The organism is Pseudomonas sp. BW16M2, from assembly GCF_014268865.1.
Classification (GTDB): Bacteria; Pseudomonadota; Gammaproteobacteria; order Pseudomonadales; family Pseudomonadaceae; genus Aquipseudomonas; species Aquipseudomonas peradeniyensis.
Map to the genome: position 1 here is coordinate 65,929 of NZ_JABWRI010000010.1, position 18,613 is coordinate 84,541.

Annotated in this window: 19 protein-coding genes; 2 read left to right on the forward strand and 17 right to left on the reverse strand. The window is 59.9% G+C overall.

What is annotated here, in order from left to right:
• Nucleotides 1-208 precede the first annotated feature (208 nt).
• Nucleotides 209-2,656: an SIR2 family protein gene (locus HU735_RS11530; protein ID WP_186713627.1), complete on the forward strand. Its 2,448-nt coding sequence runs from the start codon at nt 209-211 to the stop codon at nt 2,654-2,656.
• Between the two features lie 173 nt (nt 2,657-2,829).
• On the opposite strand, the gene umuC is transcribed toward HU735_RS11530, so the two are convergent.
• Together umuC and HU735_RS11540 are read right to left on the reverse strand one after the other, a co-directional pair.
• Nucleotides 2,830-4,101, reverse strand: coding sequence for a translesion error-prone DNA polymerase V subunit UmuC (gene umuC, locus HU735_RS11535; protein WP_186713628.1), 1,272 nt, complete (start codon nt 4,099-4,101; stop codon nt 2,830-2,832).
• The gene (locus HU735_RS11540; protein ID WP_186713629.1) at nt 4,091-4,519 is read right to left on the reverse strand and encodes a S24 family peptidase; all 429 of its coding nucleotides are present in this window, start codon (nt 4,517-4,519) and stop codon (nt 4,091-4,093) included. Before HU735_RS11540 ends, umuC begins: the two co-directional genes overlap by 11 nt.
• Before the next feature lie 107 nt (nt 4,520-4,626).
• Here HU735_RS11540 and HU735_RS11545 point away from each other — a divergent pair, with 107 nt between their 5' ends.
• Complete coding sequence (locus HU735_RS11545) at nt 4,627-5,328, forward strand: SOS response-associated peptidase family protein (RefSeq protein ID WP_186713630.1); 702 nt, start codon at nt 4,627-4,629, stop codon at nt 5,326-5,328.
• A gap of 325 nt (nt 5,329-5,653) precedes the next feature.
• Here the strand turns inward: HU735_RS11545 and HU735_RS11550 are convergent, their stop codons facing one another.
• The 15 genes from HU735_RS11550 to HU735_RS11620 form a co-directional block, all read right to left on the reverse strand.
• On the reverse strand, nt 5,654-6,271 hold the full coding sequence (locus HU735_RS11550) for a hypothetical protein (protein WP_186713631.1): 618 nt from the start codon (nt 6,269-6,271) through the stop codon (nt 5,654-5,656).
• A 123-nt stretch (nt 6,272-6,394) separates the two neighbouring features.
• Nucleotides 6,395-6,937, reverse strand: coding sequence for a lysis system i-spanin subunit Rz (locus tag HU735_RS11555; RefSeq protein ID WP_186713632.1), 543 nt, complete (start codon nt 6,935-6,937; stop codon nt 6,395-6,397).
• Nucleotides 6,937-7,488, reverse strand: a complete 552-nt coding sequence (locus HU735_RS11560) for a glycoside hydrolase family 19 protein (protein ID WP_186713633.1) — start codon at nt 7,486-7,488, stop codon at nt 6,937-6,939. Before HU735_RS11560 ends, HU735_RS11555 begins: the two co-directional genes overlap by 1 nt.
• A gap of 23 nt (nt 7,489-7,511) precedes the next feature.
• Complete coding sequence (locus HU735_RS11565) at nt 7,512-8,570, reverse strand: contractile injection system protein, VgrG/Pvc8 family (protein ID WP_186713634.1); 1,059 nt, start codon at nt 8,568-8,570, stop codon at nt 7,512-7,514.
• 57 nt (nt 8,571-8,627) lie between these two features.
• On the reverse strand, nt 8,628-8,834 hold the full coding sequence (locus tag HU735_RS11570) for a tail protein X (RefSeq protein ID WP_186713635.1): 207 nt from the start codon (nt 8,832-8,834) through the stop codon (nt 8,628-8,630).
• Nucleotides 8,809-9,651, reverse strand: coding sequence for a phage tail protein (locus HU735_RS11575; RefSeq protein WP_186713636.1), 843 nt, complete (start codon nt 9,649-9,651; stop codon nt 8,809-8,811). The genes HU735_RS11570 and HU735_RS11575 overlap by 26 nt, the downstream gene beginning before the upstream one ends.
• 9 nt (nt 9,652-9,660) lie before the next feature.
• The gene (locus HU735_RS11580) at nt 9,661-12,267 is read right to left on the reverse strand and encodes a phage tail tape measure protein (protein ID WP_186713637.1); all 2,607 of its coding nucleotides are present in this window, start codon (nt 12,265-12,267) and stop codon (nt 9,661-9,663) included.
• A 131-nt stretch (nt 12,268-12,398) separates the two neighbouring features.
• Nucleotides 12,399-12,695, reverse strand: coding sequence for a phage tail assembly protein (locus HU735_RS11585; protein ID WP_186713638.1), 297 nt, complete (start codon nt 12,693-12,695; stop codon nt 12,399-12,401).
• 27 nt (nt 12,696-12,722) lie between these two features.
• Nucleotides 12,723-13,232, reverse strand: a complete 510-nt coding sequence (locus tag HU735_RS11590; RefSeq protein ID WP_186713639.1) for a phage major tail tube protein — start codon at nt 13,230-13,232, stop codon at nt 12,723-12,725.
• 13 nt (nt 13,233-13,245) lie between these two features.
• Entirely contained in the window at nt 13,246-14,412 is a 1,167-nt protein-coding gene (locus tag HU735_RS11595) for a phage tail sheath family protein (RefSeq protein ID WP_186713640.1), read from the reverse strand.
• An 86-nt stretch (nt 14,413-14,498) separates the two neighbouring features.
• Nucleotides 14,499-14,924 carry a phage tail assembly chaperone gene (locus HU735_RS11600; RefSeq protein ID WP_186713641.1) on the reverse strand — a complete coding sequence of 142 codons (426 nt, stop codon included), beginning with the start codon at nt 14,922-14,924 and terminating at the stop codon, nt 14,499-14,501.
• Between the two features lie 8 nt (nt 14,925-14,932).
• Nucleotides 14,933-16,804 (reverse strand): phage tail protein, encoded by a 1,872-nt coding sequence (locus HU735_RS27080; protein WP_238349804.1) that lies wholly within the window; start codon nt 16,802-16,804, stop codon nt 14,933-14,935.
• On the reverse strand, nt 16,797-17,405 hold the full coding sequence (locus HU735_RS11610; protein WP_186713642.1) for a phage tail protein I: 609 nt from the start codon (nt 17,403-17,405) through the stop codon (nt 16,797-16,799). Before HU735_RS11610 ends, HU735_RS27080 begins: the two co-directional genes overlap by 8 nt.
• 1 nt (nt 17,406) lies before the next feature.
• Nucleotides 17,407-18,288 (reverse strand): baseplate J/gp47 family protein, encoded by an 882-nt coding sequence (locus HU735_RS11615; RefSeq protein ID WP_186713643.1) that lies wholly within the window; start codon nt 18,286-18,288, stop codon nt 17,407-17,409.
• A complete protein-coding gene (locus tag HU735_RS11620; RefSeq protein WP_186713644.1) occupies nt 18,285-18,611 on the reverse strand; it encodes a GPW/gp25 family protein in 327 nt (108 codons plus the stop codon). Before HU735_RS11620 ends, HU735_RS11615 begins: the two co-directional genes overlap by 4 nt.
• Nucleotides 18,612-18,613: the final 2 nt, after the last annotated feature.

Consider the following 18,613-nt stretch of genomic DNA (forward strand, 5'->3'; position numbering starts at 1 on the left):
TGTAGCAGACTGTGAATGATCCCACACCATTCTCCCCCTCCTTCCACACCTCGACTCGTGCTCCGCCCGATCCGTCCTGTTTTGGTGCTTAACCGCTAAGCTAGTTACCATTCTACTTATTGATGAAGCGAGATACTTGCCACGCATATGATCGTAGTGTACAAACGTATGGCACATAGACACCATACCAGTCGGAGATTCTTTAAATATGGACATATTGAATAGCCTAGTATCTGAACTAGCGACGCATATCAACTCAGGGAAAGCAATACTGTTCACTGGTGCTGGCTTCTCCTCTACCAGCATAAACATCCAAAACGATGACCTCCCTCGCGCCACTGAACTAGCCCGTAAGATCTGTGAACTTGGCAAATTTGAGATTGACGACGACCTTCGCTATGCCTCCGAATACTACCTTGACAAAGACTTGGGCAAGGAAGCTCTTATCGACTTATTAAAGACCACGTTCACTTGCCGCGAAACCACACCTGCTCAACAAGCAATAGCAGCTGCCAACTGGCGCCGAATCTACACCACCAATTATGATAACACCCTTGAGCAAGCCGCCCTTGCCAACTCAAAGCTGCTGGAAACAGTTGACATATCACGCTCACCTAAAGAATTTACGAAAAATGCAAAAACCTGCATCCACCTTAACGGAGCAATTACCAAGCTAACCCCTAGCACGCTAGAAAATCAATTCAAACTATCAACATCCTCTTACGTGAGCCCAGATAGCTTTTTATCTTCACCCTGGCACTTTCAATTCAAACGAGATCTTGATACTTGCAGCGCCCTAGTCTTCATTGGCTACTCACTTTACGACATTGAAATACAAAAAATCCTATACGAAAACAGACACCTAGTTGAAAAAACTTATTTCATCACGCAGAAAAATCCCTCATCAAAAAGCACATTCACTCTTAAGAAATACGGCCAAATACTGGCAATTGGCGTGGAAGAATTTGGCAATCTGCTTGCCCCACTTCTCTGCTCGGAAGAACGATCAACCACTGAAAACCTATCTGCCATCAGGGCGTATGAACCAACTGAGAGTGATACACCTATCAGAGATAGGGATGTAGAGAGCCTCATTCTCTATGGAGATACTACTCAGGCCGCAGTTGATCGATACATTTTACGTGACCCAGACGTCCCCTTCCTAGTAAATAGAAAGGAACTTGAAATTGTTGAGCGCTTTACCCAAGCTAAGCGCCACACTGTGCTTATCGGCACATTTGGCAACGGTAAATCACTGCTCCTTCAGCAGATTGCACCTTACCTGTTCACTAAAGGGTACGATGTCTACTTCTTAAGCGATCCAGATGGCGATTTCAGCCAAGACATTGAAATCATCCGGGGCGGCAAGAAATCTGTAGTACTAATAGATGATTACCCTCATCACATTGACCTAATTAAAACCATAGGACACCTACACCCCGAAAACGTGCATATCATCACGACAGCAAGAATATACGCACACGAATATCTCCGAAACAAACTCAAAGATTACAGCTTCAGCTATCAAGAATTAAGTATTGATCAGTTATCGGAACAGGAAACAACAGAACTGATTGAGATCATTGACAATCTCGGGGCATGGGGAGACAAAGCATACTATTCACAACAACAGAAATTTAGCTTCCTAGCGAACGATAACGACTCACAGATCTCCCTCACACTTTTATCACTCTTCAACTCCGACCAAATAAAGAAACGCGTAGCCGCGCTTCTTAATTTCTTTGGCGACGGCCAAACCCCACAAGAACAGCTATATAAAGACACCGCATTCGCCATTGCACTGATTGAGATTATTGGGCTTCAAACGTCCAACAGCCTCATATCAGAAATCGCCTTGAATGACGAAATTTACTCTGATGCACTCAGGCAAAATGAATCTTTCCAACAACTATTCCGCCTCAGCGATAGTGGTGTACGATCCAAATCAAGCCTCTTCAGCATGGCATTAATTCGAAACCATTTCCTGCCGTCTTACACAGTACCTCAGTTACTGCGCATTGCAAAAAAATACGGCGCAATGGATAACAAAAATCAGTTTGAAAACGAAGCATTTAGATCTGTAGTTAAATTTTCATTTATCGAGCGCCTGCTGCCAGATGCAAACAAAAAATCAAACATTCGAGACTACTATGAGCGACTAAAGAATAATGTAGACTGGCTAAAGTCAGACCCTCATTTCTGGCTCCAATATGCAATGGCTCAGATACCATTCAAAGAGTATGCAAAAGCCCAACAGTACATAGATCAATCTTATGCACTAGCTAAGAAAAAAATCAACTACCACACAAACCATCACGACACTCAACAGGGTAGGCTCTATCTTTTAATCGCACTGGAGCCCAAAACTGACGCTCCGCACGAGTACTTTAGCAAAGCACATAAGCTGTTCTGCAAAATTGACAATGACATATACAAGTTTCGGCAGGTCATTCGATACACCGATTACTACGAAACATGCTATACAAAAATCGCCAAAAGATATCAAACTGAATTCGAGCACGCTTGCAAAAGAATGGTAAACGACATTGATCAATTGATAAAAGACAGAAGCGACAGCTCTTTCAATGCGCCAGTTCTTATTCGTACACGGGAGCAATTAAGCAAAGTGCTGGATGCCATTTTGGCAAAGCGATAGCACGTTTACACACCCGATTGTACTGAAGTATTGACAAGAAAAGCGCCCAAGCCCGATACACAACGGGCTTGGGCGCTTTTTTCTACCTGCTGGTGAAGAGTCTAAAGGACATGGAGGGTTATAGGATGGCGCTCGGTTTGAACCATTTTTGCCCAGTAATACGGACTGCCTATCTACCGGACTCGCCATAGCTGATCGATCCGCGTGGTGTAAGACCGACTCATCATCTCGCGCCGCATCCCCCAGTCAGGGGTGTCGGGGACGCTGGCCGTACGCATCATGCCTCGGCCGTACTTGCCATTGATTTCGTCCAGCATCGACATCAGTCGATCGCATGCCGCCGGCTGCGTCACTGCGAACAGATCATCGCTGAACTCCCCCGGCTGTCGCAGATCCATCAGCAGGACCTCAGCCTTGCTGTAGCGGAAGCCCGAGCGGTAGACCTGCCCCACCGCTTCGGTGGCTGCCCTGGTGAGCAGCAGCGTATCGTTGGTTGGGTATGGCAGCTCGACCAAGGCGCCCTTGGCATACTTAGCTTCATCCGGATTGAACATCCCGGTACGGATGCTGACCCGCATGCGCTTGCATACAGATCCCTGGGCGCGCAGCTTCTCCGCCGCTCGCGCCGTGTAGGTGGCCACTGCCTGCCTGATCGGTGCGAGCTCCGTCAGCCGCTTGCCAAACATCCGACTGCAGCAGATCTCCTGCTTCGGCGGGTCTGCCTCGTCCAGCTCGAGGCACGGTGTGCCGGCGAGCTCGCGCGCGGTCTTCTCCACCACCACGCTGAACTTGTCGCGCAGCATCCGCGGGTCTGCCTTCGCCAGATCCATGGCCATGCGGATGCCCATCGCCTCGAGATGCGCCGTCATTCGCCGGCCGATGCCCCATACCTCCTTCACCTCGGTGTTGCGCAGCACCCAATCCCGCTTGAAGTCATCGGTGATATCGACCACCCCACCGGTGTGCGCCTGCAGGCGCTTCGCCGTGTGGTTGGCGAGCTTTGCCAGGGTCTTGGTGCGGGCGATCCCAACGCCGACGGGTATGCCGGTACAACGCAGCACCTTGGCGCGCACGTCACGGCCGAACTGTGTCAAGCTCCCCTGAACACCCGTAAGATCAGCGAAGCACTCATCGATCGAGTAGACCTCAGCCGCAGGAACCATCGACTCGATCAGCGACATGACCCGCTCACTCATGTCGCCATACAGTGCATAGTTGGACGAGAACGCCACGATGCCATGCCGGCGCAGCTTCTCCTTGGCCTGGAAATAGGGCTCGCCCATCTTCACGTACGGCTTGGCGTCGTATGACCTGGCGATCACACAGCCGTCGTTATTGCTCAGCACCACGATGGGAGTCTTGGCCAGATCTGGCCGGAACACGCGCTCGCAGCTCGCGTAAAACGAGTTGCAGTCGATCAGCGCGAACACCTGGTCACTGGGCATGATCGCGCACGCTGTAGCGAACAACACCCCAGATGACCAGGTCGTCGCCTTCCATGACGTGCCGCGGTGGGTAGGCGGGATTCTCTGATTGAAGGACCAGCACGCCGTCGCGCCGGTACAGGCGCTTGCAGACGGGCTCGCCGTTGATCGCGGCGATCACGATGTCGCCGTGCTCAGCCACCTTGCTGCGGTCTACGATGAGAAGGTCGCCCGAGAAGATGCCGGCGCCCTGCATGCTGTCGCCCTCCACCTGCACCAGGTACACGTGAGGGGCACGCAGGTCGAACAGCTCGTCGAGGGAAATATGGCGCTCCAAGTGATCCGCCGCTGGCGAAGGGAATCCGGCCGGCACACGGAACGAGTACACCGGTAGCAGCGCAGGGCCGCCCGTCGGCGCGCCAAGGAAGGTGATGGTCATGGCAGATCAACTCAAATGAATAGCTGTATATTCGTACAGTAAACTGTCAGACCGTTCCGGCGTCAATGCGCGGACGCGAGGCAGCCGACAAACGAGCGAGGTGTGGTATGTGCGGGAGGTACTCGATCTACGAGAGCATGGACGACTACCTGAGGCAGCTGGCCCTCGATCTGGTGGTCATCAACGGGTATGACCATGAGCGGATCAACCGGTACAACGTGGCGCCCTCTACCCGTGTAGAGCTGATAAGGCCAGTGCCTGGAGGGTTGAGCGTCGATCGAGTGAAGTGGGGATGGTCGCCATTCTGGGCGAAGGGGAAGCGGCCCGACCCGATCAATGCGCGGGCCGAGACGGTGATGACGGGGAAGTTCTTTAAATCGCTTTGGCCCAATGGCCGAGCCTTGGCGCCGGCCAATGGCTGGTTCGAGTGGATACCCGATCCTGCGGACCCAAAGCGCAAGCAGCCCTACTACATCCAGGCAGCGGATCAGGCCCCGCTGTTCTTCGCGGCGCTGGCTGAAGTCCACCCCGGCATCGAGCCGGACGAACACGACGGTTTCGTGATCATCACCGGGGCAGCCGACCAAGGACTCGTCGACATCCACGACCGTAAGCCGTTGGTCCTCAGCCCCGCATTGGCGCGCGAGTGGATCGACTCAGCCACCTCGGAGGAACGCGCCAACGAAATCGTCCAGACGGTTTGCCGCCCGGCGAGCGACTTCAAATGGCACCCCGTGGACAAACAGGTGGGCAACGTGCGCAATGAAGGAGAGACGCTGATTCGCAAAGTGGATGCGAAAACGCAGTGAGTGCGCCATCTGAATATCAAAAGCCCAGCACAAAGCCGGGCTTGGCCGGACAACCCGCTCACTTAGGCGTGCGCGCCGGGTCGTCTAGATTGCGCTGCTGCCCCATGCCCTCGCCTTGCTATTCCTCATCCATGAGCGGATCGTCCTCCACTGAGTCAGGATATTCGCAATGGGCGAAAACAAGGCAAAACTTGATCTCACCATTAGATCCATAACTTTAGAAACCAGCATTCTTAGACAGAAGACCCAAGACCGCAGAAGAAGCAACTATAAATGTACCACCCTTTCCAGCGAGGCTAGGCGAATCTTATATCTGTATAGTTACTCAACAACCAGAAGACATCTTTAAAGCATCACGATAATCGGTAAGCAAAGGCATTAAGTTCGCGAGATAGTCACCATGACCCCGAATATTACTTAGAGCATAACGGGCATCCGAAACGCAAATTATACCATGCCCCAAACTATTCGCCCCCACATTCGATATCCCTCTTCTAGCAGCATCAGAAGCATTAGCAGTGAGCATTACAAATGCATCAACCCCCATAATTCTTCGAGTAGACCAATGAGCGAAAAGATGTCGGACATCTCTGTACATCTTTAGGTTATTAATCGCCTTAACGATGCCAGCCAACATTTCAGGGAGACTGTGCTTCGTCGCGAGATCATCACACTCTCCAAACTCGTCCACTTGCTTTTCAAGATGAATAAATACATCAAGATCATTCAACCTAGCAACTTTTTCGGATTGTTCATCACCTTTAATTGAATAAAAAAGATTTAGCAACCGCCTCATATTTAGGTCTGCCCAACCATACTCTTGAACAAACTCCCCCAACAGCGCATGATCAGAAGAATTCAATGGCAGGGTTTTTTCAACTCCACCACGTTCGTAGACATCCTTCGCCTCCACTAGAACTGAATTCTCGTGTCTTTCTGACATAGTCACTTACTCCTTTATCGAAAGTGACGGAATACTACCGCAACAAAATAGCAACCGGAAATACCCAAGGAGCGGACGGCGATGAGAGAGCGATCTCCACCGCCTTGCCTCGGTTACCCTTTGTTACTTGATGATTTCGCGGACATACGCCTGGCAGGCCCGCAGCGCGATCATTCCTTGATCGCCTTCGTCGGTGATGGCGATAATTCGTCGAGCATGCGCTGGGTCAAGTTGGGCGCGTAGGGCTCCATCCACCACGCTTCCGGTGCCGGCGGGCGCTCGCACCCCACCGCCACAACTCTGGGCGGCAACAGATCCGGCGTCGACCAGGACTGACAGCCGCAGATCAGCAGTAGCAAGCCGGTCGCGCAGGCGAGCCTGAGCTTGTTGAGCATCGTTCATCTCCTTCCAGTGGGTTTGGTCCTGTGCCTGCAGGCGGTCTTCCAACTCGCGCCTGGCTGCCTGCTGCTGTTCTAACTGACCGAGCACCGCCACCGCAGCACCCTCCCGCTCCCGGCCGTGCTCCAGATCCTTTGTCGCAAGCTGCTGCTCATAGCCCGCCGCCTGCGTGGCCAGCTCGTTGGCCTGCCACAACCAGGCAAGCCGCGCACCGACCACCGCCCCGAACACCAGGGCCAGGAGGGCGAGCCGAGAATCGAGGCCCATCAGAACAGCACCTGCTCGGCACGCCTGTAGATCGCCAAGCGATCTTCCAGGCCATTCAGGCCGCCGTTTATGCGCCGCGTGATGGCTTCGAATGCCGCCGGCCCCTTGTCGGCCAGCGAGTTAAGGCCCGCCTGATGCCAGAACCACCCGGCCGAGTTAGCGGCATGCTCAGGGCGCTCGAGGAGTTCGGGGTGGGCCAGCAGGTTCAGGCCCAGGGCCTCGCCACAGCGCTTGTAGTTGTCGTGCCCGGTGACCTGAATCAGGCCACGGCCGCGGTACTTCTGGCCGTCACCGTCGGCCTCGGGCGTGTTGCCCAGGCGGGCAGCGAGCTTGCCAGTGTCGTACTTCGACAGGTACTGATCGCCGCCCAGCTCGCGGACGTAGCGCAGCTGGCCCGACTCATGGCCGACCTGGGCGAGCCAAGCACGCTTGCGAAAGGGAGTGACGATCCCCCACTTCACCATCGACGCGTTCAAGACAGGAAGAAAAACGCCGGCTTGGCTACCGGCGTTGGGGAGGATCTGCTGCAGCTGCTTGAGGGTGACTGTCATTTTGAATCTCCTGTTATGGCCGCTCAGGCCGGGTTGACCGCGACCACCTTCAGTGGCTTGTCGGATTTCGATTTCTTGCCCTTGCCTTTGGCCTTGGCCTTGCCCTTCTTCCCACCGTTGCACTCCACGGCGGTTGACCAGCCAGAGGCATCGAACGTCTGCTCGACGCTGTCGACCAGGTACTGCCCGTCCAGCCCATCCTTGAAGCCCTTGGCATTGATCACCCGTTCAGCGAACAGATCGGTTCGTCCGGCCATCTGCAGGCGCACGCCGGCCGTGCTGCGGTTGAATGCCGCGAGCTTGGCTTTGGCCGCCTGCTGGGCTGCCGACTTGTTCGGGTAGATGTGGCGATCGGTGTGCACGCCCGGCAGGCCGGAGGGGGCGTCGTCGTTGCTCAGCTCGATGACGGCCAGTTCTCCCGTCTTCTTGTCCTGGTGCGTGGTCTTCACGGCCGCCTGCGCGTTGCGATCGCCGAGTCGGAACTGCCACCGGCTCACATCCGCCGGGGCGATCGTGACTGTGCCAAAGGCCTTACCGCCGGCACTCAGGCTGGCTTCACGAGGCATGACCAGCAGCTTTCCGTCGGCCACTTTCGCCGTGCAGTCGTACTGCTTGGCCAGGCGGGTGATGAAGTTGAAGTCGGATTCGTTGCGCTGGTCGAAGCGATCGACCTTCGTCTGCACAGGACAGACCGGTGTCCAGCCGTTGCGCGCGGCGATGTCGCGGACGATCTGCGACAAGGGCACACCTTCCCAACTACCACTGCGCGTGGTCTTGCCGGTGCCGCGCATATCGCTGGCCTTGCCACGGATCACCATGGTGCGAGGTGGCGCCGAGACCTCGATCTCGTCGACAGTGTATCGCCCCAGGCGAGCCAGCGCCTGGCCAACGTAGCCCAGGTGGACTTCGATCCGGGCGCCCCTGGCAGGCAAAGCCACCGCAGCATCGCGGTCATCGATCCGCAGCTCGAACTCGTCGGAGTCCATGCCGGGCTTGTCGGTGGTTCTCAGCAGGATCAGTCGGTCGTTGATCAGCGTCGTGATGTCCCGGCCATCAGCGACGATGCGGAAAGTGGGTTGCATAGCCCCTCCAGAATGAAAGAGCCCCGCACTGGGCGCGGCTCGGTGTGTGGCGGTGGGTCATCCCCACAACTCGATTGTCTCGATCGACGGTGCTGCCAGCTCGGGCAGCACGATGATCACCCCGGCGCGGTAGGGCTGTGGCTCATCCGCCAACCCAGGGTTCTCCTGCAGCACCAGCTCGACCGTGCCGTTGAGGTGCCCGTAGTGCTGATAGCACAGCGTGTCGAGCAGATCCCCATCAGACGTTCTGCATGTCATTGCCATAACTCACGAACTCCAGTGAGAAACCCTGCTTGCGCGGAATGCCGCCGGCCAGCAGCGCGCCCTGTTCTTCATCCAGGCTGGTCAAGCACCAGGTGCCCAGCACGTCGCCGTAACCGGTCACCAGGCTGACCGGCTGTAGCCGGCGGACGATTGTGCGCAGCGCATCCAGCTGCTTGATTCCGCCCCTGCTGGTGAAGATCACCCCCTTGAGCGTGATCTTGTCCTCGCCCTGCCCGACCGCCTGCTGCGCAATGGTTCGCGTCAGGCGCTCCTGGCCGGCCCAGCGCGCCGAGGTCTGCCGCCGCAGCTCGTCGAAGGCCGCCGTATCGAGGTTGAAGTAGTACGGCTGCAGCTTGGCATCGAGCGGCTGCAGAATTAGCAGGTGCGGGAAAGGCTTGATTGCCTCGGCTGCCGGCGTGGCCAGCGGCGCGAGCGCACTGGTCGGCAGGATGTTGGCCAGCGTAGGGCTTGCCTGCCCAGCAATGCGGCTGATCGCCGCCGAGGCCCTGCCGGCCTGTTCCTTCAGCGAGCCGATGCGGTCTTGCACCGCTGCCGCTCCGCTGACCACCTGGCTATAGGTTGATGCGACCTGCCCCACCGAGGACTGGGCCGCGTTGATGGCTCGCATCGTGCGCTGCAGCTTCTGGCCGAGGGCCGGGCCAAGGACTGGCAGGTTCTCCAGCTCCGAAGCGGCGCCGGTCATGTCACCGACAGCACCGGTCAGCGGGCCGAGCATACCGTCGAGGCTGGTGCGGCCAGCCTCCCCCGCCGCAATCAACGACGACAGTGTCGATTGCATGGACGCCATGTAGGCCATGGCACCTCCTTAAACGTGAGGTTGATCGAAGAGCTGACCAGCGGCCTGACGCGCCAGGCTCTCCCGTGACCAGGTTTCCCAGCTGTTGCGGATCATCCCCTCAAGCGAGCGGAACACCTGCTGCGGATCCTTGACGTCACCCTGCACCGTGATCGGCATGTTGGGCATGTAGGAGAACTGCTGGTCGACCTTGGGCGGGTCCGCTTTGGGCTTGGCCTGCTCGAGCGCCTGGGCCACAACGGGCGCCGTGGGAGCGGGCGCTGCAGCTGCGATCGATCGTGCGACATCCCCTGGCGCGGCTTTGTCCTTGTCGGCCTTCGCCACCTGCTCGTCCTCGCCGAACAGCTTCTTGCCCAACCAGCCACCCAGGCCCTCACCGCCGAGGCCGCCGATCGCCGCCCCGATGGCACCGCCAATCGCCGTGCCCAAGACGGGCACAACAGAACCGAGCGCCGCACCCGCAGCACCGCCCGCCAGCGCGCCGGCCAACCCGCCCGCCGCGCTGCCGTAGCCCTCGGCCTTCTCGTCCTGGGTTTTCGCGTTCATGGCCGTCTCGACCACGGTCATGCCCGCATCGAGCACCTTCCCACCTGGGAGCCTGCCGACCACCTTCGACACCTTGCCGACGGCACCCATCATCCGGCCTATCCGCCCGACCTCGGCTGCAGCCGTCGCAGCGCCTGCGGCCGCCACACCTGTCGCAGCACCTGCTCGAGCGACTCGGCCAACAGCCATCGTAGGAGCAGATCGGCGCGGCGCAGGCCCACCCCGGCCCCTGCGCTGCCGGCGGCGCCGTCGACCACCTGGTTCACCAGCGTCGGCCGATGAGCCAAACCCGCCGAAGTCCTTGGCGTTGACGACAAACACCCGCTGCGGATCGCTCGCGAGGCCACCACGATCATCGTTCGCAGCACCCGCGCCGAATACCTTGCCTAACGCGCCGAGGCCCGCATCGACCACCGGATTGCCCGTCTCCGGCATCTCCCCCTCGCCACCGGCGCCGCGCCCCATCCTGCGGCCCCGTGCGAGGTTGATCACCCCACGCCCAACCTTGATCGCACTGCGTGCCGTGAGGAAAGCCATCACCGCCGCAGCAACGACCGAAATGCCCATGACCAGCCCAGGCAGCTTGTCCGACAGATAGGTGATGCCATGAGCGGTCTTGGTCAACCCTGTCGCCAGCAGATCAGTGGCCGGGCGGATCGCATCGCCAATGCTGCGCATCGAGTCATCCACGGCCTGGCCCAACTCGCTCCACTGCTGCTTGGACGTTTCCCGACGCTCAGCCAAGTTCTTGTCGAGGATGCCCCCTACCTTTTGCGCATCAGCCGAATCGGCCTTGAGGGTGTTGTACAGCCCCCGGTTCTGCGCGTAGGCCGTGAGTGCCGCCTTGACCTGCATGTCGGCGAACACATCACCGGTACGCAGGCTTCTTTCAAGCGCCTCGAGCGACGCCTTGACCTTCTCCGGGTTAGCCTCCTTAGCGATGTTGGCCTGGGCGTCCTTCATAGCCTGGGCCTTCTTCGGGTCAGTCTTCTCGACGTACTGCATGGCCAGGCCCATGGACGCCTCAATGACGTTCATGCCCTTTTGCAGGCCCGTGTTCAGCGACTTCTGGTAGTCGATCCCGGCCTTTGCATAGTTCTTCTGGATATCACCGGCGCCGATCTTCTCCATCCAGTTCTTGAAGTTGTTCGCCGCCTCGTCGGCGCTGCCTGCAGTCTTCATCTGCACCTGCAGCATCGAGCCCAGCGAAGTGACCGCATCCAGCCCGGTGACGCCATTCTTCTCCATCCCGGCCAACAGTTGCGGAAACCACTTGGCCATGTCGGACGCCTCGAAGCTGCCCGCCTGCCCCTGGTACGCGATGGCCTCCAGAGCCTGCTGCATGACCTTCGGGTCGGTGATCTTAGCGTTCTGCTGCAGCGCTTGGATCATCGCCGCCGTGTCGACGCTCGAGGAGCCTTGGCCCACGGCGAATTTCGCCGCCGTCGGCGCATAGGCCATAGCCTTGTCCACCTCCATACCGGCGCCGACCAGCTGGTTGATCAGGTCCGCTACGTCGTTACGCGACATCCCGGTATCACGCGCGGTATCGATTACCGCCCGGCTGAGCTGAGCCTCTTGCGGCTTGTTGACGATATCCGACTTGATCGCGATGTCACGGATGATCGCTTGGTAGTCCGCACTGATCTTCGTCGGGATCGCAGCCAGACCGGCGCCGACGACGGTGGCACCGATGTTGGACTTGAGCGACGACTTACCTGCATCGATCTGCTGCCGGCCTTTGTGCTGCAGATCTGCAGCTTTCGCTTCACGCCCAAGTCGCTGGTACTCCTTGGACAGCCGGCCGACCTCGACGCCCTGTTTCTTCAGCGCAGCGAGATTGCCATCCAGGCGCCGCAGCAACCCGGAGGCTGCGGCCGAGCCGCTGTCATGCGCCTTCTTCCACTCCTCCCGGAGCTTGATCGTCTCGCCGATGGTGTTCTTCAACACCTTCGCGCGGCTGCCGCTCTCCTCGAGCCTCTTGATATGCCCCTTGGCAGTGCCGAATGCCGAACCAAGCGATGCAGCAACGGCCCCGCCGATTTCCAGCGCGATCGCCAGCTTTGCCATGCGCTACCCTCCTGCAGGCTCAATCCGTGAGCCACCAGACGATGTCCATCCACGACATCGCCGAGATCTCAACCGCCGAGAAACCCAGCTCCTTCGCCAGCCGCTTGGCCAGCTGCTTCTGGGATCGCGGGTCAAACTTCGTCGTCTTGCACCAGACGAAAGTAACCGGTCTGCAGGCGGGAATAGTCCTTCAGGGTCAGGCCTTCGAGGTCCTTCACACCTACCTCGGCCAGGGAGGCGAACAGGTTCAGTTCGCGTTGCTCGTCGTCACCATTGGTGAGCTGCTGCGCCGCACGGATGTCGCGCACCGTCGGCGCCCGCAGGCTCAGCTTGTCCACCTGGACGCCATTGCACTCGGCCGGTTTGCTCAAGGTGACGATGACGCGGTCTGTATCAACCTGCAGGTAAGCGGGGATTTTCTTGCTCATGGGGTGTTGTCCTTGTCTCTGAGGGAGTTACAGGCCCAGGGCCTGGCGTTGCTGGGCGAGCTGGTCGACGCCGTCGATCACCCGCTTCATACCCAGGGCATCGATCTCGTAGATCAGGCGCCCGTCGACCTCGAGCTTGTAGTAGGTCACCGCGACGTTGTGCTTGATCTCGGCCTTGTCGCCTGGCTTCCAGTCGCCCATGTCGACCTCTTTCAGCGCGCCGCGCAGGGTGACTATGACCGGGGTGACCTTGCCCTTGAGGCCCTTGAAGGCACCGCGGAAGGTGGCGTTGAAGGCGGTGCCGTCGGCCAGGCCGAAGAACTTCAGCGCCTCCCGGCGAACGCCGGTGGTGGTGAAAGCGGCCTCTTGCTTTTCCATGCCCTGCTCCATCTCGATCGGCATGTCCATGCCGCCTGGGCGGTGCTCTTCCATCTTCAGGGTGAGCTTGGGCAGGGTCAGGCTGGGCACGTCGCCCTGGAAGCTGACGCCGTCGACGAACAGGTTCAGGTTGGCCAGTGTTTCGGGAATCATTGCCATGTGGATGCGCTCCTTAAGCGGCGGAATCGAGGACTTCGGTCAGCCACTGGTTGGTGACTTCGACGCGGAAATTGGGGTTTTCGGCAGGCGGCACATCGGTGAAGCGGATGTTCCAGTACACCTTGCCCTGCTCCAGCTGACTGGTGGTGTTCAGCTCCGGATCGGCGAAGACCTCGAAGTTGATGATCGCGCCCTGGTTCTTCAGGTCGCGCATGAAGGCCTGCAGGCCCTCGGTGACGTCCTTGACGTAGGTCGCGGTGATGGAGCGGTCCACGGCCCACTTGTGGCCGTAGAGGATTGCGTCCATGACGATGTCCATCGTCCGCACGCGGGTTACGAAGGCCCACTTCGGATCGCTGGACAGGGTGCGGTTGCCCCACAAGCGGTAGCCGTCGTCGCGAATGATGGTGGCGATGTTGGCGTTGTTCAGCAGGTTGGCGCGGCAGGTGTCGTCGCCGTCGAGGAACTCGATGGGCCGCGATGTACCGGTGATGCCGACGAACTCCTTGTTCGAGGGCGATGCCCAGAACCCATACTCGCGGTCGGTCCAGGCGAACAGTCCGGCCACCCAGGCCGAGCTGGGCGCGTCCACCGTGGCACTCGCGTCGGAATCCCAGAACCGCACGCCCGGGTCGACCAGGAAGGCACGCTTGGCACCGAACTCGCCGGCATACGCGACAGCTGCTTCGTCAGTGGTGTTCGGCCCGTCGATAATGGCAATGCCGCGCAACTTGTCGGCCAGGGCCACCAGGGCGGTACCGACGGCCTGGGTGGCGCTGTGCTTGGGGGTGACCAGCAGGCGCGGCTGGGCGTTGAACCGGCTCTTGCCGTCGAGCAGCGCCTGCAGGCCGGTGCGCTGTCCGCCCGCTTTAGTACCGCCGATGATCGCCGAGGTCTGCTCGGCGGCGTCTTCGAGCTTGGCCACGCCGCAGGCGACGATGACCGCCTTGGCGCGGCTGTAGATAGCGCGGCAGGCCTTGGTGATCGCCGCGTCCTGGCCGAACGCCGCCACCGCCTCGCGCTCGCTGGTGATCATCACCAGGTCATTCGCTTTGGCCGTGGCATCGGGGCCAGGGGTAAAGGTGTCGACCAGGCCGATAATCGAAGACGACGGCAGCGCGATGGTGCGTGCGCCGGTGTCGACGTTCGTGACAGTAACGCCGTGGAAAAAGCCGCTCATGCAAATCCTCCAGATGCTAAAAGGCCCCGCATCGCAGGGCCTGGGTTACAGCAGATAAGAAAACGCCCCGTCAGTGCGGGGCGTAATCAAGGGGTGGCAGTCAACCAGGGCGGCGCAATCGGACGCCCGGATACTTGCGGGAACAGCTCGGCCTGGGGCCAGTCGCGCAGTTGCTGCAGATAGACCAGCACCTCGCTTGCCCGGTCAGCCGAAAGCGTGGGGATCAAACCCAGCTCCAGCTCGTCACGGTGGCGGTCTCGTACCCATGCCGCTCGCGTGACTTCCTGATCCCGCCACACGCGCTCGCGCGCCTCCGCTTCCTCTCGCGACAGCACGACAGGTTCAGGATCGACAAGGACCAGGCGGCCGCCCCGAACGATGATCTGCTTGCCGGTGTTACGCCCGGAGGACAGCTCTTGGAACTGCTCGTCGGTCACGTCGACGGCATCCTTGGGAATGTCTTTGTGAATGCGGCCGTCATAGAAACAGCCGGTAGAGATGCTGAATTTCATGCTTGCTCCTAGCGCCCCAGCGCAAAAATCCAACCCTTGCCACCACCGCCCCAGGTTCCGGCGGCGGTCCACACATAGCGGTTAACATCGATCACACTGAGGATGGTCCCGTAATTCCCGGCAAACCCCTGCGTGGTGCCAGAGTACAATTGCAGCCAAGCGCCGTAGACCACCGAGGTAAACGCGACCGGGAAGTACCGGTAATCGGTTTCGCTCAACGACTCATCGCTCAGCGACCATTGCACCATCAGCCCACCCAGCCAGGTCGGCAGCTTGATGTAACCGTTCGCGTCGAAGCGATAGCCAAAGCCGGCCACGAGGTACGAGGGGCACACCGCGAGATAACCGGACGCCCCCGCGACCACCTCGGCGAGCGTTGCATAGCGCGTGATCCCCGCGATGACTTCGCCGGCGGTCTTCAACTTCCTGCCGAAGTAGTACGCCAAGCCGCCAACGCTGACCCATTTCTTGTTTGAGGTGCCTTCGTCTAGCTCTTCGGCCGTGGCCTGCATGCCGGTATCAACAATTTCGCTGGTGGTCGCCCCGGCGCTCGTCGGCACCCCCGGCCCCCACTTACGAATGACCGCTATTCCACCCGCCCCACCGATAGCAATGGCGGCCTTGGCATTATCGTGCTTCACCCACTGCGAGCCATTCCAGTAGGCGTTCTGGCCGAGGCTCGACTCGTTCGGCGAGGTGATAAAGGCGTAGTTCGCACCGTGCAAGTCATAGCTGCCACCCGGCAGCGGGTTGAGGTTCGGCAGCGCATCAAGGATGCCGTAGTCGGCTAGCTTGGTACCCTTGTCCGCCTTGGTGGCCAGCTTGTTGAGCATGGTGGTCGCAAAGTTCGGATCATTGCCCAGGGCACGCGCAATCTCATCCAGCTGATCGAGGACGCCGGGCGCGGAACCGACCAGCGCGGCGACGGCGGTATCAATACGCTGCTGGGTCTCGGTCTTGGTGTAAGCATCCTTGATCCCGTGATCGGCCAGCGCGGCCGGCAGTTGCTGCAGGTGACTGAACAGGATGTTGCCGCTGTCGAGCGCCGTGGAGATTGTCCAGACAATCGGGTTAGCCCCTGGCCCAGCCCGACGCACAAGCACCCCGCCGGGTGTCGCGGCGATGCTGACAGCCGCACGACTGACGTCATGCCGCAGCCAGTCCGAGCCGTTCCAGTAGCAGTTGGCACAGGCCGAGGACTCCAGCGGCGAGGTCAGAAACGCGAACAGGCCACCGTGCAAGTCCAGGCTGCCGCTGGGCAGCGGGTTCAGGTTCGGCAGTGCGTCAGTGATGCCGAAGCCGGCCAACGTGGTCGGGTTGTAGCCCTTCAGCACCAGGCCCCGGTCGCTGACCTCCACCTTGGTGTAAGTGCCGGGCGTCTTGTTTTTCGGCAGCACATTCAAGATCGCGGCGTCGACATACTCACGGGTCGCGAGCACCACCGACGGGTCGATCTTGAGCTGCACATTGCTGGCACTGCTCACCACCAGATTCATGCGCACGACCTGGGTCCGCCCCGAGCCCTGACTGAGCAACGGCTTGTAGGTCGGTGCGCAGTTGGCCACCGCCACCATGTCGCCATCAGCATCGTACAACGCAATTTCGCGAATCCAGTGACCGCCCACATCGGCAGGAATGACCTGCTCGGCAACGATCACCGAGGCGTCCTTGTCGTCCACCTTAAGCTGGTTCAGTGACGCCCGGCGCCACTCGTTGATCAGCCGTGTCTGGGCAGCGCTGGGCGTCGGGTCGACACCGTTGGCATCGCCCACGCCCATCTGGGTGATCTTCCACGGAATGCTCAGGGCATCCGCATTGGCTTGTTTCGCCGCTCCCACGTTCGTGAGGATGGCGAAGAACTGCGTGTTCTGGTCAACCATGTGCAATGTCCAGAGTGTCAATTGTGTGTTCACGCCCCCCACGTCCAATGACGCCGGAGACATCTATGTCGCGCTGTGCGGGCGGGTAGACGTCGAGCACATCGCCGTCGCTCAATGAGCCGGCCAGGTAGAAGCTCCCTCGGGTTTCCAGACTGATCTCCAGCGTGATCAGATGCCGGCTCACGGGCCTGGCGTCATCCAGCAGCGAGGACAGCTCCCGATAGGTCTCTTCATCAATGCCGCCGTCGGACACACCGACCTTCAACCCGAAAGTGCCTGGAACTCCCCGCGGCTCTTGCTGCCACCATTCGTTGATCTCAATGAGGTATCCGAACGGCTCGACGACACGCCGAAGTGCGCCGATCGTGCCCTTGTGCGCATGCACGAAAAACGCGGAGCGGATCACAGAGCGCTTGACCGCCTCTGACCAGGTGTCGTCCCAGCGGTCCACCGACCAGGCCCAAGCCAACTGGTACAGCAGGTGCGCCGGGCAGGTGTCGGGGTTGTACAGGGTCCGCAGGGGGATGTCGGTCAGCTCGTCCGTGGCGACCTCGACGGCGCGTTCCAGCTGGGTGCTGTTCACGGGGAGCAGACTTTTCATGTCAGCCACCCCACTCCACGTCGATCGCCTCGCACCACGCCGCCTGTTCCTTGGTAGGGCGAATGTCCGTCCACCCCACCAGCTCCACGCGACTCACTCCGTCGATGTGCAACCGGGCATCGATCCCGGACCGCGAGACCTCCAGGCCCAACCGACGCCGGGGATTTACCCAGGCCTGCAGCCGAGCCTTGCATGCCGCGAGGATGGCTTCGTTCTCCGGCCCCGTGCCGGCCTTGTACAACACGGCCTCGACCCGATACGGCAGGATCTCGGCGGCCTGGACCGTGAGCCGATCTGCCACCGGACGTACGTCGTCGTCGCTCAGGTGTGCACGTACAGTCTCCAGCAGCTCCGGTGGGGCCAGACCTGTGCCCTCCAGATCCAGAACCGTGACCACCACCTCGGCCGGGGCCGGGCTCTCGGCTGTCGCGTCCGCCACCCGGCCGGAGGCATTGCGCGCATGCAGGATGTAGCTGTTCCTCGGGCCGGCGGTGGTCAGGCCCTCATAGACCAACTGCACGCGTTCACGCAGTGCATCGTCAGCCTCGAGGACGCGCTCGACCGGAGGTACCGCATTGAGATCCTCGGCCTGCACCACCAGCCGCTGCAGGTTCACATTGGCGGCCAGCTGGTCAAGGTCAGCGCCGCGTGCATAGGCCAGCATCAAGGCTTTGGCGGCGTCGTTGACCCGCGCCCGGTTCTGCATGCGCCGGTAGGCGCCCAGCTCGAGGAGCTTGGTGATCGGGTCACTCTCGAGCAGCGCGTCCCATTTTTCCCCCATGTACTGGCGAAAGCGCTGCAGCTCTTCGTCGTACACCCCCTCGAAATCAAGGCTCTCCAGCACCTGCGGCGCCGGGAGCTGCGACAGATCCACTACGCTCATGCACTCACCTCCAAGACTCCGCTGTCACCCAGGTACGTGCCGGTCAGTTGCAGGTCGATCTTGCCGTCGATGACCGCAAGCACCCGTACCCGCTCCAGCTGCAGCCGCGGTTCCCAGCGCCCCAAGGCACGGGCGACCTCGGCCTGCACCGCACTCTTCCAGCCCTCGTTCACCGGCAGGTCGACGTATCGGCGCAACTGGCAACCGTACTCAGGGCGCATCCGGCGGCTGCCTACCGTGGTCGTGAGAATGTCCTCGATGGACTGCCGCAGGTGCCCCAGGCCGGCGACCGGCTGGCCCGTTCGACGATCCATGCCGATCACGG